This window comes from Streptomyces sp. CC228A (assembly GCF_021390935.1).
GTDB lineage: Bacteria > Actinomycetota > Actinomycetes > Streptomycetales > Streptomycetaceae > Streptomyces.
Genome location: NZ_JAJPUI010000013.1, coordinates 109,524 through 126,515 on the forward strand (window position 1 = coordinate 109,524; position 16,992 = coordinate 126,515).

Consider the following 16,992-nt stretch of genomic DNA (forward strand, 5'->3'; position numbering starts at 1 on the left):
TCGCCGCGGGCGCTCTGCGGCCCCGCCGAGCAGGCAGAGGCGCAGCAGGCGGGAAGCCGCCGGTCCACGTACCCGCCCCGCGGGAAGGGGTCCGGTCCACGCACGCCTCCCCGCGCCGCCCGCCCCCGGGACATCGGCGGCCGCCGGGGAAGGCTCCGGCCCCCGTACGCCCCCGCCGGGAAGCCGCCGGTTCACGGGCGTACCCCCGCAGGCAGCCGGTCCTCAACTGCCACCCGAGCCGCACTGCCCGAAAGGCCCCATCCTGGCCGCCCCGCCCCACGCTCGCGGGCGCGCCCGGACCGCGGCCCTCCCGGAGGCCTCGCGGGCTCAGGCGACGCGGCGGCCCGTCATGGGGGTGTCGGCAGGCCGGAACCGCGGCGCAGACCGGCGAGGAGTTCCTGCAGTGCCTCCAGGCCGGTGCGGCGCGGCCGCCAGTCGAGTTCCGCGTGGGCGCGGGCGCAGTCCATCAGGGGCAGGCGCAGGAACGCGTCCAGCAGGTGGGGCGACGACGGCAGCAGGCGCATGCTCCAGCCGGCGGCCACCGCGGTGCGCACGGCCCCGCGGGGGACGCGTACGACCCGGGCGTCCAGCAGGCCGGCGAGTTCCTCGGGCCCGATGGGCGGGTCGGCGGCGATGTTGAAGGCGCCCCGCACGTCGTCGCGCAGGACGGCGAGCCGGTAGGCGTCGGCCGCGTCGTCGGTGTGGGTCGCCTGGAACACCAGGCCGTCGATGTCCGGCACCACCGGAATGAAGCGCGGGTCCGCCAAGGGCCCCGGCAGGAACCGGCCGGCGAAGATGCGGCGCTGCTCGCTGGCCGAAGCCTCCTTGAAGAGGAACGACGTGCGCATCCGCACCACCCTGATCTGCGGGTTCCGCAGTTCGTACGTGTCGAGGACGCGCTCCAGATAGGCCTTCTCCCGGCAGTACGCGGCCTCCGGCCAGCCGTGGGTGGGCCACGACTCGTCGACGGGGCGGTCCGGGGGGCCCGGCGAGTAGGCCCCGACCGACGAGGCGTGGACGAGCGCGGGCACCCCGGCGGCGGCCGCCGCCCGGAAGACCTTCAGGCTGCCCAGCACGTTGGTGCGCCAGGTGGCCAGGGGGTCGTGGGTGGGCTGGAACGCCCAGGCGAGGTGGACGACGGCGTCGGCGCCCTCGAAGTGGGCCGTGAAGGCCCGGTCCCCGTCCTTCTCGACGTCGGCGGTGACCCACGTGGTGCGGGGAGGGGCCCAGTCGGGGCGGCGGCGGGCGAGGCCCACGACGGATCCGACCTCCGGGTCGTCCGCGAGAGCGGCGACGACGCTGGTGCCGACGTTCCCGGTCGCTCCGGTGACGACGATCCTCTTGCCTGCTTCCATGCTGACCGCTCCTGCTCTGCCGGGTACGCCGGCGTCCGTGCGGCCGCGCGGGCCCGGGCCCGTGTGCACCCGGTCGGCGCGCGGCGCGCCCGTGCGAGTACCCCCGTCGCCGCGTTTCAACGTCGTGCGGCGGTCCCGGCCGGCGGAGCTGCCGGGAGCCGCGCGGCTCCGGGCCCCGCGCCCCGGTTCGTACCGGGGAGCAGGGGTCGGGTGGGGGCTGATCGGCCCGGGAGGAGGGCGGGCAGGAGGGCGTCGTGCCTGTTCCGGCCAGCGTGACCGGATCCCGCTTGGCCTTTGGCATATGCCGCGAGCACCACCGGATCGAGTGTGGCCAAATCCCTTACGGGCCCTGCGCGCCTGTGCGACAGTCGTAGCCGGTCCCTGCTCTTCCAGGCCCTGGCCGCCGCGCCCCTCCGGAGTACGACATGCCGTCCCATCTGTTCGCGGACCGTCCCAGCCAGCAGCCGCCCGAGCGCGGCGCGGTGGACGCGCTCATCTCGCAGACCCGCAGGCTGCGCGGAGAGGTCGACGCCGTACGCAGGGACGCCGCGGCGGACGAGGACGACCCGCGGGGCCGCTGGCAGCGGGCCCTGTGCGACCTGGCGGTCCATCAGCTCGACGACATCGGCGCGCACCTGGGGCAGCTCAGGGACGGGGTTCCCGCGGGCCTGCCCGAAGGGGGCGCACCCGAGGGTCGCGGGGCGGCGCACGGAAGCACAGGGGGAGCGTGTCGTGAGGCGCACGCCACCGCCGGCCGCGCCGCGTACGTGCCCGATGCGCGTGTTCCGGCCGACGGCGCGCTGACGGACCGTACGGAATCGGACAGCGGCGGCGCGGGCGGCAGCCCCGACGGGCGCCCCTCGGAGGAGCGGACGACCGGGTCGCTGCTCCACCGGGTCGGCAGCGCGGAGTGGAACCTGCTGACCGACGAGGTCAGCTGGTCGGACGAGCTGTTCGGCATCCTCGGGCGGGACCCCGCGGCGGGCGCGATGACCCTGGACGAGCTGCCCTCCCTGGTGTTCGTCGAGGACCAGGCGCTGCTGACCCAGATGGTGACGGGGTGCCTGATCGACGGCAGGCCCCTGGACGGGGAGTTCCGGATCGTGCGCGGCGACGGAGCGGTCCGCACGGTGCACATGACGGGCGAACCCGTCCTCGACGGGGACGGCTGCACCGCCTCCATGTGGGCGGTCTTACGCGACGTCAGCGAGCTGCGGCGCAGTGAGCGCGCGGTGCGGGAGTCCCGCGAGTCGCTGCACCGCCGCCGGGAGGCGGAGCGGGCCGAGCACCGGGCGGCGGCGGACGTGCACGACGCGGTGCTGCCGTCGTGGCACGGGCCCCTGAGGCTGGCCGGCGGCGGCCCCGCGGCGCTCGACGTGGCGGGCCACCACCTGCCGTCCCGCACCGGGGAACGGCACGGCTCCGGCTGGTACGACGCGCTGGAGCTGCCGGACGGTGACGCCCTGCTGACGGCCGGGGACCTGCCGGGCCAGGGGGTGCCGGCGGCCTCCGCGATGGCGATGCTGCTGGGCGCACTGCGCGGGCTGGCGGTCGCCGGGTTCCACCCCGGAGCGCTCCTGGGCCATCTGAACGCCCTCATCGACTCCGCGGCGCAGCCCGCCCCGGGCGGCGCTGTCTGCTGCCGCTACGAGCCGGCGACCCGGACGCTGCGCTGGGCGCAGGCCGGCCACCCCGCCCCGCTGCTGTTCCGCGACGGGCGCGGGCGCGTGCTGCCGCGGCCCGAAGGCGCCCTGCTGGGCGCGACCGCGTCCGGTGGCGCCTACGCCGAGGCCGAGGTGCGGCTGGCGCCCGGCGACGTGCTGCTCCTGCACACCGGCGGGCCGGACGCGGACGCCCCGGTGGAGAGGCTGCTCGGGCTGGGGAAGCGGTTCGCCAGGGCGCGTGACGCGCAGGACTGCGTGCGCGCGGTGGTGGAGGAACTCGGCGGCCGTGCGGGGGTCGCCGGCGGGTGTGCGGTGGTCGCCAGGGTGGGCGGCCTGCCCGGATAGGGGTGCGCCGCGGGCGCGGGGGGACGGCGCTGCGGCGGGGTGCGTGGGACGGGCCTGCGGGTGCCGTGGCCTGGGTGCTCGTCGCCCGCCGTCCGGCGGGTGCGGGTACGGGGAGACGGGCGGACTGGCAAGTGGGACGGCCCGCCCGCGGCTACGCCTGCTTCGTGCCGAGCTTCTTCACCTGCTCCTTCGGCATGGAGACGAGGATCTCGTCGCGCAGGTCGTCGATCTTCGTGTAGTTCGCGTAGCGGGCGGTGAGCCGGTACATCTCGCGCAGCCGGTCCCAGGTGCGCTGCGACGAGTTCGCGCTCATCGAGTTCAGCGCGAGCCGGGCGTAGCGGTCCGCCTGCTCGGGGTCGTCCGCGATGAAGCAGGCCGACGCCATGGACAGGTTGTCGAAGATCTTGGAGCGTTCCCGGCCGTCGACCCGCAGGTCCAGGGCCTTCTGCGCGTAGTACTGGGCCTGCTTGGCGGCGTTCGGGTCGTGCTCGGCGAGGGTGCGGTAGGCGAGCGCCTGCATCCCGTACAGGTCCTCGTCCTTGAACGTCTGCATCCAGTTCGGCAGGGCCTCGTCGTTGCGGTGCGCGACGAACAGGTCCTCGGCCTCGCCCAGGGTGCGCCGCATGGCCTGACCGCGGCCGAGGGCCGCCTGCGCCCACGCCTCGATGGTGTGGAGCATCGCCTGTGTGCGCGGCAGGATCTCCGCGCCGGCGCCGGCGCGGGCCAGTTTCATCAGGTCGAGGGCCTCGTCGGGGCGGCCCAGGTGCACCATCTGGCGGGCGGCGCGGGACAGCGCCTCGCCGGCGCGGGGCCGGTCGCCCCCTTCGCGGGCCGCGTGAGCGGCGATGAGGAAGTACTTCTGGGCGGTCGGCTCCAGGCCGACGTCGTGGGACATCCAGCCGGCGAGGACAGCGAGGTTGGCGGCGACGCCCCACAGGCGCCGCTGGATGGCGTCGGGGTGGCGGTAGGCGAGCATGCCGCCCACCTCGTTGAGCTGGCCGACGACGGCCTTGCGCTGGAGCCCGCCGCCCTTGGCGGCGTCCCAGCGGCGGAACACCTCGACGGAGGTCTCCAGCTCGTCGATCTCCTGCCAGCCGATCGGGGCCGCCTCGTAGCGGTCGAAGCCGACGGGTTCGGCGTGCAGGGCCTCGGTGCGGGCGTGGGGGGGCTTCTGGTGCGGGGTGTCGGTGCGGAACCAGTCGTGGAGAGCGCCGGTGATGACGGAGCCACCGGTGATCGCGGCGCCTGCGGTCACCAAGCCGCGTCGGTTGAGCATGAGGTCCATTCCCGTGAATTCGGTGAGGACCGCGGCCATACGGTCGGGCGCCCAGGGCAGCCCGTCAGGGTTGTCGGTGCTCCTGACGTCCCGCCGTTTCCCGGCGCGCCCGCGTCGTACGAACCCGAGGTCCTCGATGGTCACGACACGGCCGAGTCGCTCGGTGAACAGGGCTGCCAGCACCTTCGGTACCGGATCCCGGGGGATCTCCCCCATGTCGATCCAGCGCCGCACCCGCGAGGTGTCGGTGGCCAGCTGCGGGTGGCCCATGGCCGCCGCCTGCCGGTTCACCAGCCGCGCGAGTTCGCCTTTCGACCAGCCGGACAGTCCGAAGAGGTCGGAGAGGCGGGTGTTGGGTTGTCCTGTCACGTCAAGCCCCCAGGTTCTCGGCTGAGTTGACAGTAGCCCTCCGCCAGGGGGGTGGCGACTATTCGCCAGGGTTCGCCAGGGTGCGCAAGCTGTTTAGCCACCCGCAGCCCGGTGTCAGGTAGGAAAGCGCCACCCCGTCCCGACGACGGCCCTCATTCCCCAGGGTGTCGGCAGGCGGCGGGACGGGGGAGCGTACGGAGTCGTCGGCACGCGAAGGGATCTGTCTCGCCCATGTACACAGCATCGTCCTCCGTGTCCGCCCCGCCCCGTCCCCGTACCGCGCCGGTCGGCGGCGGACCGTACCTGGACCCCGCCGCGGTGGGGCGCGCCAGGCGGTGGGCGGGGGCGGCGACCGGACCGCTCAGCGGCAGGATCGACCTGTCGGGCCCGCAGGGGGCCCAGCTCCGCAAGGCCATCGGGGCGGTCCACCGCATCTGCCCGGAGTTCAACCCGGTGCAGGTGATGCGGCGCAGCGGACGCTCGGTGCTGCTGATCGGCACGACCGGCCGGACCACCGCCGTCGCGAAGTGTTTACTGGACCACTCCCCCGCGTGGGTCGAGCGGTTCCGGCACGAGATCACCGCGTACCGCACGTTCGTCCGGCACCGGCCGCCGGTGCGGGCGCCGCGGCTGATCGCGGCGGACCCGGACAACTGCGTGCTGGTCATGGAGCGCATGCCGGGGCGGGCGGCCGCGCTGAGCCGCCACCCGGTGGAGGCGCCGCCGCGGGCGGACATCCGCGCGGTGCTCGGCGCGATCGCCCGGCTCAACGCGTGGCGGCCGCCGGCCGGCACGTTCGGCGCGCCCCTGGACTACCCCTCGCGGATCGCCCGCTTCCACGAGCTGGGGCTCTTCACCGACCGGGACCGCGACGACCTGCAGAAGCTGCTGCACGGGCTGGCGCAGGGTCAGGGGCGGCACGGTCTGGGGCAGTTCTGCCACGGCGACGCGCTGCTGTCGAACATGCTGCTGTCGCCGGCCGGCCCGGTGCTCGTCGACTGGGAGCACGCGGGCTGGTACCTGCCGGGGTACGACCTGGCGACGCTGTGGACGGTGCTGGGTGACGCGCCGGTGGCGCGGCGGCAGATCAGTCAGCACGCGCAGGCGAACGGACCTGCGGCGCGGGACGCGTTCCTGGTGAACCTGATGCTGGTGCTGACGCGGGAGATACGGACGTACGAGACGGCGGTGCAGCGGACCATACGGGAGGCTCCGCCGGCCGGCTCGGTCCCCCTGCAGCCCGGGGCCGTCGCGCCCGGTGAGGAGCAGCGGCTGCTGCTGCGGCGGCTGCACGACGACATCGCGTTGGCGCGCAGAGCCGTACGGGCGGCCGTCGGCACGCGCTGAGCGTAGGCGGGCGGCACGGGCGACGCGCCGTGCATCGGGTGCCGTGGGCACCTGGTGCACGGCGCGTCGGCATGTGCGGGGGCGGACGCCGCGGGGCGCGCACGGGGCGCATTCGAACGGATGGCGGGGCGTGCACTCGTTCATCTGACGAACGGCGCGGGGGCGCGTGGGGCGCGCGGGCGGGGGTAGGGCTGGCGCCGTACGCCGCGGGCCGCTGCACGCCCGGGGCGCTTCGTACACCGAAAGGCATGGACACGCATGGCACAGCCGTTCGTACTCCCCGAGTTCTACGTGCCGTACCCGGCGCGGCTCAACCCGCATGTGGACACCGCCCGGGCGCACACCGGCGCGTGGGCGCGGCGGATGGGCATGCTGGAGGGCTCGGGCGTCTGGGAGCAGCACGACCTCGACTCCCACGACTACGCGCTGCTGTGCGCGTACACCCACCCGGACTGCGACGCCGAAGCGCTGTCGCTGGTGACCGACTGGTACGTGTGGGTGTTCTTCTTCGACGACCACTTCCTGGAGCTCTTCAAGCGCACCCAGGACCGGCAGGGCGGCAAGGCGCACCTGGACCGGCTGCCGCTCTTCATGCCGAAGGACCTGGCGGAGCCGGTGCCGGCGCCGGAGAACCCGGTGGAGGCGGGTCTGGCCGACCTGTGGCGGCGGACCGTGCCCGCGATGTCTGCGGCGTGGCGGGAGCGGTTCGCGGAGGCGACGGAGCACCTGCTGAACGAGTCGCTGTGGGAGCTGTCGAACATCAACGAGGGACGGGTCGCCAATCCCGTCGAGTACGTCGAGATGCGCCGCAAGGTGGGCGGCGCCCCGTGGTCCGCGGGACTCGTCGAGTACGCGGCGGGCGCGGAGGTCCCCGAGCGGGTGGCGGGCGCGCGGCCGCTGCGGGTGCTGCGCGACACGTTCTCCGACGCCGTGCACCTGCGCAACGACCTGTTCTCGTACCAGCGCGAGGTGGAGGACGAGGGGGAGAACAGCAACGGCGTGCTGGTCCTGGAGCGGTTCCTCGGCTGCTCCACGCAGGAGGCGGCCGACGCGGTCAACGACCTGCTGACGTCGCGGCTCCAGCAGTTCGAGCACACGGCGCTCACCGAGGTGCCGGCACTGTGCGCGGAGAAGGGCCTGGGCCCGGACGAGGCCGCCGCCGTCCTGGCGTACGCGAAGGGCCTCCAGGACTGGCAGTCGGGCGGCCACGAGTGGCACCTGCGCTCCAGCCGGTACATGAACGAGGGGGCGCTGCGGGGTGTCCCGGGCGGCGGCGGCTTCGGCATGGCGGCCGCCTCGCTGCGGCTGCCGCGCCGCGCGGAGAAGGCGCGGTGGCGCGGCTTTTCGCACCGGCCGTACGAGCGGGTCGGGCCGTCCCTGGTGCCGCCGGTCGAGATGCCGTTCGCGCTGACGCTGAACCCGCACCTGGAACGGGCGCGGGCGGCCTGTGTGGCGTGGTGCCGGGACATGGGCCTCCTGGAGCCGCAGCCCGGCCTGCCCCAGTCGGGGGTGTGGCACGAGCGGAAGCTCGTGGGCTTCGACCTGCCGCTGTGCGCGGCGGGCCTGCACCCGGGCGCCGGCTCGGAGGAGCTGGACCTGGCATCGCAGTGGCTGGCCTGGGGCACCTACGGCGACGACCTGTACCCGGTGCTGTACGGGCGGCCGCGGGACGTGGCGGGGGCGCGGGCGCAGAACGACCGGCTGAAACTGTTCATGCCGCTCGACGCGGCGCACGGTGCCGTGCCGGAGCCCGCCAACGCCCTGGAGCGGGGCCTGGCGGACCTGTGGCGGCGGACGGCCGGACCGATGAGCGACCGGGACCGGGGGGCGTTCCGCGACGCCGTGGAGGTCATGATCGCGAGCTGGGCGTGGGAGCTGGCGAACGTGGCGCAGGGCCGCGTCCCCGATCCGGTGGACTACATCGAGATGCGCCGGGCGACCTTCGGTGCCGACATGACGATGGCGCTGGGCCGGATCGGGCGCGGCAACCGGGTGCCGCCGGAGATCTGGCGGAGCGGTCCGGTGCGGGCGCTGGAGAACGCGGCCGTGGACTTCGCGACGCTGATGAACGACCTCTTCTCGTACCAGAAGGAGATCGAGTTCGAAGGCGAGGTCCACAACTGCTGCCTCGTGGTGCAGAACTTCTTCGACGTGGACTACCCGACGGCGGTGGACATCACCGCCGACCTGATGCACGCGCGGCTGCGGCAGTTCCGGCACGTCGCCGCCCACGAGTTCCCCGTGCTGTACGAGGACCACGGCCTGGACGCGGGGACACGGGAGGTGCTGGACGGGTACGTCAAGGAGTTGCAGGACTGGATGGCCGGCATCCTGCACTGGCACCGGCACGTCGAGCGGTACGACGAGGCGGTGCTGCTGCGGCACCGGGCGGAGGAGACCGGGGCGGCGGTGCCTTCGGTGCCGTCGCTGAACGGTCCGACGGGCCTGGGGACGTCGGCGGCCCGCCTGACGCCCCGGCCGGCCGCGGCGGCGCGGTAGCGCGGAGGAAGGGGAGGAGGCGAGGCCCGGCGGCGGGCTTCATGTCGGCCCAGGCCCGCCGGTGGCGGATGCGGGCGGCGGTACGGCCGCGCGGGGGCGCGGCGCGGGCGCAGGCCCCGCACCGTGTGCTCCCCGTCGTGGAGGAACGTACCGGCGGACCGGAGACGGGCCGCCGGTACGTCTCTCAGGGGCGGCGGGCGCCGCGGAGCTGGTCCAGTTCGCGGCGCTCGCGCTTGGTGGGACGGCCCGCTCCGCGGTCGCGGACGGCGGCGAGGGCCACGTGCTCGCGGGGCGGCGGGGCCGGGGTGCGGTCCGTGTACGCCTCGGCGGCTGCGGGGGCGCCGACGCGCTTGGCGAGCGGCTGCCGCACCTCGACGATGCGCTCGCGTCCCGCGTGGAAGACGCGCACCTCGTCGCCCGGCTTCACGTGCTGGGCGGGTTTGGCGCGGTCGCCGTTGACCTTGACGTGCCCGGCGCGGCAGGCCGTGGCGGCCTGCGAACGGGTCTTGGTGAGCCGCACGGCCCAGATCCAGCTGTCGACGCGTACGGTCGCGGAGGTCTCAGGGGTTGCTGCCATGGTGTCCGGTGAACGTCAGCCCTGCTGGAAGAGTTCCGCGGGGAGCGGCTTGAGCAGCGCGTACAGGTCGTCGGTGATGGGGCGGTCCCAGCTGGCGATGGTCACCAGGACGTTGTCGCTGCGGTCGAACTGGACGCAGGAGATGCGGCTCTCGGTGAGCTTGAGGCGGCGCACGATGAGCAGGTTGTCGCCCTGCATGACCGGGACGTCCTCGGTCTCGGCGACCTCGACGTGGTCGTCCCGCTCCAGGGCCGCGAGGAGCTGGGCCACCTCGAAGGGGATCTGCCCCTCGGCCAGGTCGCGGGCCGGGGAGCCCTCCGGCAGGTTGCCGATGATCATCGCGGGGCCGCGGCCGCCGAACAGGTCGTAGCGCAGGAAGACGCCCTGGCAGCTGCCGTCGGGGGCGGGGAGCAGACCGGCACCGAGGTTGCCGGGCCAGTCGCCGGGGTCCATGGCCAGGACGTCGAAGTCCGGGCCCGCGGGGGTGGCGGGGCTGCGGCGGCGGAGGAACGACATGGTGCCATGGTACGTGGCCGGGGGTGCGGCGCGGCGAGCGGGGCGGGGAGGCCGCGCGGCCGGGAGGGGCGGGCGCGGCGGCGGCGCCGGCGGAGGCGGTCCCGGGGCGGGCGGGCGCGCGCGGGGTGTGCCGGGAGGCGGCGGTTTCACCGGTACGGGCGACCGCTCGGGGGCAAGTGGGGCGGCTGTGGCGGGGGTTGCGCGGTGCCGTGCGGCGGCCGCGGGAACGGGCCGCGGCGCGGCGGCCTGACTCGGCACCGCGACGGCGGGCGGCGGTGGCACGGTGGGCCACCGACCGGGGACCCCGGACCGGCGGGGGTGGGCGAAGGGGCGGGATGTCGGCGCGGCGGGGCGGCGGGGCGGCGGGGCGGCGGCACGATGGGAGGTGGGGCGGTGGGAGGCGGGAGGTGGGGCGGCGCCCGCTGTGGGGCGGCCCCTGCTGTGGGCCGCCGGTGAACGCTGAGGTCGGCAGGGCGGCGGCGGGCCGCGGGCCCGCGGCGGCCGCGCACCGCCGGCTGCGGTCGAGTGCCGCGGGAGGCCCGCGCAGGGCTTGGGCGAGGAGTGCGGGTGCCGTTGCCGACGCGGATCGGCGGGTGCCCGGCCCGGCGCCGGCTCGCGGGGGACTGCGCCGGGGCCAGGGGGATGGAGCAGGGGCCAGGGCCGCCGGAGGAGGGCGGGGACGGTGCTTCCCGGCGCCCGCCGGAGGACGGCCGGGGGTGGTGGACGGCGGACCCGCCGAGGACGGCCAGCGGGCGGCGGACCTGCCGGACAACGGCCGGGCGGAGGCGGTCGGCGGGCGGCGGACCTGCCGGAGGACGGCCAGCGGGCGGCGGGCGGCGGACCCGCCGGAGGGCGGCCAGGGGGCGGCGGGCGGCGGGTGGCGTCCCGCCGGTGCTGCGGGGCCCGGCCTCGGCCGCTCGGTTCACGCCTTGCGTCGGGGGTCCGTTCCCGCACGGGAGCGGGTAGGGAGATGGGGTACGCCCGGTGAGGCACCGGGGGGTGGACGGGAAGGCGGAGGCGGATGGTGCTGGACGGGCTCGACGACGGGGAGCGGCTGGAGCGTCCGGAGCTGGCGGCGCTCCAGCTGGAGAGGGTCCGGGCGACACTGCGGCACGCGTACGCGAACGTCCCTTTCCACCGGCGGTCGTTCGATGCGGCGGGCCTGCGGCCCGAGGACTGCCGCAGCCTGGCCGACCTCGGCCGGTTCCCGTTCACCACCAAGGCGGACCTGCGGGAGCAGTACCCGTTCGGGATGTTCGCGGTGGACCGGTCGCGGGTCCGGCGGATCCACGCGTCCAGCGGGACGACCGGGCAGCCGACGGTGGTCGGCTACACGGAGCGGGACCTGGACGTGTGGGCCGACGTGGTGGCGCGGTCGCTGCGCGCCGCGGGCGTCCGTCCCGGCCACGTCGTGCATGTGGCGTACGGATACGGCCTGTTCACGGGCGGGCTGGGGGCGCACGCGGGTGCGGAGCGGCTCGGGTGCACGGTGGTGCCGGCCTCGGGCGGGATGACGGCCCGCCAGGTGCGGCTGGTCCTGGACCTCCGACCGGAGGTGATCATGGTGACGCCTTCGTACATGCTGACGCTGCTGGACGAGTTCGAGCGGCAGGGCGTCGACCCGCGGTCGACATCGCTGCGGGTGGGCCTGTTCGGTGCCGAGCCGTGGACCGAGGGGATGCGGCGGGAGATCGAGGAGCGGTGCGCGCTCGACGCCGTCGACATCTACGGACTGTCGGAGGTGATGGGGCCCGGCGTGGCGCAGGAGTGCGTGGAGACCAAGGACGGGCTGCACGTCTGGGAGGACCACTTCTACCCCGAGGTCGTGGACCCGGTGACCGGTGAGGTGCTGCCGGACGGCGAGCGGGGGGAGCTGGTGTTCACCTCGCTGACCAAAGAGGCCATGCCGGTGGTGCGCTACCGGACGCGGGACCTGACGCGGCTGCTGCCGGGCACGGCACGGGTGTTCCGCCGGATGGAGAGGGTCACCGGGCGCAGCGACGACATGCTGGTGGTGCGGGGGGTGAACGTGTTCCCGACGCAGATCGAGGAGGTGCTGCTGCGCACGCCGGGGCTGGCGCCGCACTTCCAGCTGCGGCTGACGCGGGAAGGCCGGCTGGACGCCCTGGCGGTACGGGTGGAGGCGCGGGCGGACGCGTCGGCGGACGACCGGGAGGCGGCCGCGCGGGCGGTGGCCGCCGCGGTGAAGGACGGCGTCGGCGTGTCGGTGGGGGTGGAGGTCGTGGACCCGGAGACGCTGGAGCGGTCGGTCGGCAAGATCCGGCGGGTCGTGGACCTGCGGGCCGGGTAGCCGGCCGGGCCCGGCTCGGCGAGCGGGGCCGGGCCCGTGCCGCTGTTCGCGGTGGCACGGGGACCGGTGCCGCTCGGCGGGGTGTACGCGGCGGGCGCCGCTGCCGTGGCGGCGGGCGCACGGGGCCGGGCGCACTGCCCGGCCCGAGGTAGGGGTGCCGGAAGGGGCGTCGGATGGGCGGCGGGGCGGCGGGCGGAGGGCTCGGTCGGCGGGCTGTCGGCGGCGCCCTGGCGGCGCTGGGACTGCGCTGGGGAGGTGCGGCGGTGGCGGACGAGCACGCGGGCCCGATGCGGGAGGGCGGCCGCGGGAGGCCGGTGCTGCGGTGCGGGCCGGCACGGGAGGCGGGGCTGCTGCCCGGGCAGCTGGAGGCGATGGTCGCGGACGCGGAGCGGTTCCTCGGACCCTCCCCCGACCACCCGTGGTACGCGGGGGCCGTGCTGCTGGCGGGGCGCGGCGACACTGTGGCCCTGCACCGGGCGATCGGATACGCGGTGCGCTACGCGGGGTACGACGAGGCGACCGGGCGGGGTGTGGAGCTGCCGCCGGAGCGGCGGGTGCCCATGCGGCCGGGCACGGTGTGCGACCTGGCGTCGCTGACGAAGGTGTTCACCTCGGTCCTGGCGGTGCAGTCGGCGGAGCGGGGGGAGCTGGAGCTGGAGGGGCGGGTGGCGGCGCGGCTCCCGTGGTTCGGGGCCGGCGGGAAGGCCGCGATCACCGTGCGGCAGCTGCTGACGCACACGTCGGGCCTGCGTGCGTGGCTGCCGCTGTACCGGGAGCCGGACCGGGAGGCGCGGCTGAGGAGGCTGCGGGAGGAGGCGCCGCAGGACCCGCCGGGCACGGCGTACCGCTACTCCGACCTGAACCTCATCGTGCTCCAGCTCCTGGTGGAGGAGGTGGCGGGGCGGCCGCTGGACGTGCTGCTGCGGCAGCGGATCACCGGTCCGCTCGGGTTGCGGCGCACCCGGTTCGCCCCGCCCGCGTCGTGGCGGGCGGGGACCGCCGCCACGGAGGACGCCCGGCCGCCCTGGTCGGCACTCGACCGGGGGATGGTGCGGGGCGAGGTGCACGACGAGAACGCCTACGCGTGGGGCGGCGTCGCCGGGCACGCAGGGGTGTTCTCCCGCGCCTGGGACGTGGCGGTGCTGGCGCGCACGCTGCTGAACGGCGGGTGCTACGGGCGGGCGCGGATCATGGCGCCGGCCTCCGCGGAGCTGCTGTTCCGGGACTTCAACGGCGCCTTCCCCGGCGACGCGCACGGGCTCGGCTTCGAACTGGACCAGCGCTGGTACATGGGGGCGATGGCGGGCCCGGAGACGGCGGGGCACACGGGGTTCACCGGCACGAGCGTCGTGCTGGACCGCCGCAGCGACACGTTCCTGGTGCTGCTCGGCAACTCCGTGCATCCCGTGCGGACCTGGCGGTCGGGTTCCGCGCCGCGGGTCGCCGTCGCGGACCGGCTGGCGCGCGCGGTGCCGGTGCGGCCCCCGTCAGGCCGTACCGCGTGGTGCGCCGGCCTGCCGGCCGGTTCCGGCCCGGAGGCGACGCTGACGCTCCCGGTGCCGGCGGCGGACGGGCCGGGGCTGCGGCTGCGGTGCGCGCTGTGGTGGGACACGGAACCGGAGGCGGAGCGGCTGCTGCTGGAGGCGGCGCAGGGGGCGCTGGCGTGCGGTGCCGTTCACGGCCGTACGGGCCGGCGGGGCGCGGCGCGAGCAGCCGGACGGGGTGGTGACGGGCTGGTCGGGGCGGGTGTGGCACGCGGTGGAGGCGGCGCTGCCCGCGGGCGCGGTGCGGCTGCGCTGGCGGTACACGCGGACGGGGCGGTTGAGGGGTCGCGGGGTGTACGTGGACGGGCTGCGCGTCGTCGGCGGCGGGGAGCGGGTGGTGTTCGACGAGGCGCGGCCCGGGGACGCGGCGCGCATCGCGGCGGACGGCTGGGCGGTGTCCGCCGACTGACGTGCCCCGCCCGCCTGTCGGGCTCCAAGGCGCGGCAGGGCAGCGGGCGGGGCCGGCCGCGGGCGGGGCCGGCCGCGGCCGCGGCTAGGCTCGGCGGTCATGACACTCAAGGGTTTCGACGGATATCTGGCACGGCTGGGCGTGAGACCGGCGGGACGGCCTTCCGTGGAGGAGCTGTTCGCTCTGCAGCGGGCCCATCTGGACCGCATACCGTACGAGAACATCGGCATCCAGCTGGGGAGGCCGCCCGGGATCGCGCCCGAGGAGTCGGTGCGGCGGTTCGCGGCCGGGGAGGGCGGCTACTGCTTCCACCTGAACGGAGCCCTGGCGGCGCTGCTGAAGGCGCTCGGGTACGACGTCTCGCTGCACACCGGCGGAGTGCACACGGACGCCGACGGGCGCGGCGCGACCGGCAACCATCTGGCCCTCACCGTGCGGGTCGGCGGCACCGAGTGGTTCGTCGACGCGGGCCTCGGTGACGGGCCGTTCGAGCCGCTGCCGCTGCGGGAGGGCACGTACGCGGTGGGGGACTTCGTGTACCGGCTCCACCGGTCGGCCGCGGAGCCGGGCGGCTGGAGCCTTCGCCCGCCGCGCAGCAGCGACATCCGGCTGATGGAGTTCCGCGCGGAGCCGGTCGCCCTGGCGGACTTCGCGGCCGAGCACGTGCGGCTGACGACCGCGCCGGACTCCGGTTTCGTCAGGACGTTCGCGATGCTGCGGCGGGACGAGAAGCGGGTGTGGATCCTGCGCGGCAGGGTGCTGACGCGGATCGAGGCGGCCGGGGCGGTGACGGAGGAACTCGACACGCCCGAGGAGTGGTTCGGCACCATGGAGGACCGGTTCCGGCGCCGCCTGGACGGCCTGGAGGCCGGTGACCGCGCGGCGCTGTGGCAGCGGGTGAGCCGGGCGCACGAGGAGTGGCTCGCGCGGCGGGACCGGGAGCGGGACGCGTCCGGCGGGCGGGCGCAGGCGGCCTGCCCGGATGCGGCGGCGGGGCGCGGCGGAGAGACTGGGGGTCGGGGAACCCGGCGAGAGGACGATGACCCATGTCCGTGATGGACAAGCTCAAGCAGATGCTGAAGGGCCACGAGGCGAAGGCCGGCCAGGGGATCGACAAGGCAGGTGACTTCGTCGACGAGAAGACCCAGGGCAAGTACAGCAGCCAGGTCGACACCGCTCAGGAGAAGCTGAGGCAGCAGCTGGGCCAGGAGCCCGACACGCGTCGGGAACCGCCGCAGACCTGACCGGTCCCGGCGCGGCGGACGGCCGCGCGGCACCGACGGGCGGCCCTGCGCAGGGTGCGGCGGACGGCGCGCGGCGTCGACGGCCGGCCCGGCGGAGGGCGCGGCGGAGGGTGCAGCGGGCGGCGCGCCGGGACGGGCGCCACCACCCGGTCGTACGTCCCGGCGTGCGGGTCGGCGGGAGCTGATGAAGAGTCGAGGCGAGTACCCCCACTCACAAGGAGACGAACATGCTTCGGCGTATCTCGATCGCTCTGGCCGGTCTGCTCGCTGTCGGCTTCCTCGCCGCCGCCCCCGCCGCCGCCCACACCGGTGACGTCCACGGCTGCTGGTTCAGCGGCGGCCATGTGTCGGCCGGCGACGTGCACGTGGCGGACTTCAACGGCACCTGCTGGCACGTCTGAGCCGCCGCGCGGCTGACCGCGCGCACCACCGCTCCGGGCGGGCCCCCTTTTCCGGGGGTCCGCCCGGAGCGCTGTCACGGGTGGCGGCGGCTCGGCGCGGCGGCACGGCGGTAGATCTCCACCGCCTCGTCGTGGCGGCCCAGTCGCTCCAGGCACTGGGCCTCGTCGTGGTGTCCCGCGAGGGTGTCGGGGTGGTCGGGGCCGAGGAGGCGTTCGCGGCTGCGGGCGACGCGCCGGTACCCGGAGAGGGCCTCGTGCCAGCGGCCCAGCCAGCCCAGGCACACCGCCACCTCCCGGTGGCTGACCAGGGTGTCGGGGTGGTCGGGGCCCAGGGCCCGGTCCCGGGCGGCCGCGACGTCGCGGGCTTCGGCGAGCGCCTCCTCCCAGCGGCCGAGCCGCCCAGGTTGACGCCGAAGCCGTGCCGGGCCCGCAGGGTCTCCGGGTGGGCGGGGCCGCCGGTGCGGGCGCGGGCCGCCACGAGGTCGCGGAAGAGGTCCAGCGCCTCCTGGGCCCGGCCGAGCCTGCCGAGGCTGATGCCGACCTCGTAGCGGGCGGCGAGGGTGTCCGGGTGCTCGGGGCCCAGGGCGCGGCCGCGGGCGGCGGCCACCTCGCGGTAGGTGCGCAGCGCGTCCGTCCACCGGCCCAACCGGCCCAGGGTGTGCGCCACTTCGTACAGGGTGATCAGGGTGTCGGGGTGGTCGGGGCCGAGGATCCGGGTGCGGGCGGCGGCCACCCCGTAGGCCATGCGGTACGACTCCTCCAGCCGGCCGAGCCTGCCCAGGGTGAAGGCCAGGTTGTGGCGGCAGCGCAGCGTGTCGGGGTGGTCCGGGCCCGCGGTGCGCTCGCGGGCGGCGAGGGCGTCGGCGTACGCCTGGTGCGCTTCGAAGTGGCGGCCGAGCCGGCCGAGCACGTACGCGACCTCCTGGCGGGCCTTCAGGGTGTCGGGGTGGTCGGGGCCGAGGGCCCGGGTGCGTCCCTCGGCCACCTCGGTGAACTCGCGGAGCGCGTCGGAGGTGCGGCCCGTGCGGCTGAGGGTCGACGCGACCTCGTACCGGCTGGCGAGGGTGTCGGGGTGGTCGGGGCCGAGGACGTGCGCGCGCTGCGCGGCGACGGAGCGGTGGACCTCGCCCGCCTC

At 75.8% G+C, this 16,992-nt stretch carries 10 protein-coding genes and 3 pseudogenes; 8 read left to right on the forward strand and 5 right to left on the reverse strand.

Translation table 11 applies throughout. From position 1 onward, the window contains the following. Nucleotides 1-327: 327 nt before the first annotated feature. Nucleotides 328-1,355 (reverse strand): annotated as a pseudogene (locus L6E17_RS28370) (NAD-dependent epimerase/dehydratase family protein). A gap of 425 nt (nt 1,356-1,780) precedes the next feature. On the opposite strand from L6E17_RS28370, the gene L6E17_RS28375 reads away from it, so the two are divergent. Then, nucleotides 1,781-3,364: a PP2C family protein-serine/threonine phosphatase gene (locus L6E17_RS28375; protein ID WP_236243510.1), complete on the forward strand. Its 1,584-nt coding sequence runs from the start codon at nt 1,781-1,783 to the stop codon at nt 3,362-3,364. A gap of 151 nt (nt 3,365-3,515) precedes the next feature. Here L6E17_RS28375 and L6E17_RS28380 read toward each other — a convergent pair whose 3' ends face one another. Then, nucleotides 3,516-5,009 carry a hypothetical protein gene (locus L6E17_RS28380; protein WP_236243511.1) on the reverse strand — a complete coding sequence of 498 codons (1,494 nt, stop codon included), beginning with the start codon at nt 5,007-5,009 and terminating at the stop codon, nt 3,516-3,518. Nucleotides 5,010-5,240: 231 nt separating this feature from the next. Between L6E17_RS28380 and L6E17_RS28385 the strand changes: the two genes are divergently transcribed. Then, complete coding sequence (locus L6E17_RS28385; RefSeq protein ID WP_236243512.1) at nt 5,241-6,356, forward strand: aminoglycoside phosphotransferase family protein; 1,116 nt, start codon at nt 5,241-5,243, stop codon at nt 6,354-6,356. A 258-nt stretch (nt 6,357-6,614) separates the two neighbouring features. Then, nucleotides 6,615-8,855, forward strand: coding sequence for a terpene synthase family protein (locus L6E17_RS28390; protein ID WP_236243513.1), 2,241 nt, complete (start codon nt 6,615-6,617; stop codon nt 8,853-8,855). A gap of 184 nt (nt 8,856-9,039) precedes the next feature. Here the strand turns inward: L6E17_RS28390 and L6E17_RS28395 are convergent, their stop codons facing one another. Together L6E17_RS28395 and L6E17_RS28400 are read right to left on the reverse strand one after the other, a co-directional pair. After that, entirely contained in the window at nt 9,040-9,432 is a 393-nt protein-coding gene (locus tag L6E17_RS28395; protein ID WP_236243514.1) for an RNA-binding S4 domain-containing protein, read from the reverse strand. A gap of 15 nt (nt 9,433-9,447) precedes the next feature. After that, on the reverse strand, nt 9,448-9,948 hold the full coding sequence (locus L6E17_RS28400) for a hypothetical protein (protein WP_236243523.1): 501 nt from the start codon (nt 9,946-9,948) through the stop codon (nt 9,448-9,450). A 1,021-nt stretch (nt 9,949-10,969) separates the two neighbouring features. Here L6E17_RS28400 and paaK point away from each other — a divergent pair. The 5 genes and pseudogenes from paaK to L6E17_RS28425 all read left to right on the forward strand — a co-directional run bounded on the left by paaK (nt 10,970) and on the right by L6E17_RS28425 (nt 15,857). After that, nucleotides 10,970-12,259, forward strand: coding sequence for a phenylacetate--CoA ligase PaaK (paaK, locus tag L6E17_RS28405; RefSeq protein ID WP_236243515.1), 1,290 nt, complete (start codon nt 10,970-10,972; stop codon nt 12,257-12,259). Nucleotides 12,260-12,432: 173 nt separating this feature from the next. Beyond that, nucleotides 12,433-14,212 (forward strand): annotated as a pseudogene (locus L6E17_RS28410) (serine hydrolase). A 99-nt stretch (nt 14,213-14,311) separates the two neighbouring features. Further along, on the forward strand, nt 14,312-15,268 hold the full coding sequence (locus L6E17_RS28415) for an arylamine N-acetyltransferase (RefSeq protein WP_236243516.1): 957 nt from the start codon (nt 14,312-14,314) through the stop codon (nt 15,266-15,268). Then, complete coding sequence (locus tag L6E17_RS28420; protein WP_236243517.1) at nt 15,259-15,456, forward strand: antitoxin; 198 nt, start codon at nt 15,259-15,261, stop codon at nt 15,454-15,456. The genes L6E17_RS28415 and L6E17_RS28420 overlap by 10 nt, the downstream gene beginning before the upstream one ends. Before the next feature lie 227 nt (nt 15,457-15,683). Then, nucleotides 15,684-15,857 carry a hypothetical protein gene (locus tag L6E17_RS28425; protein WP_175500053.1) on the forward strand — a complete coding sequence of 58 codons (174 nt, stop codon included), beginning with the start codon at nt 15,684-15,686 and terminating at the stop codon, nt 15,855-15,857. A gap of 74 nt (nt 15,858-15,931) precedes the next feature. Here L6E17_RS28425 and L6E17_RS28430 read toward each other — a convergent pair. Further along, nucleotides 15,932-16,992 (reverse strand): annotated as a pseudogene (locus tag L6E17_RS28430) (tetratricopeptide repeat protein); the annotation flags it as partial.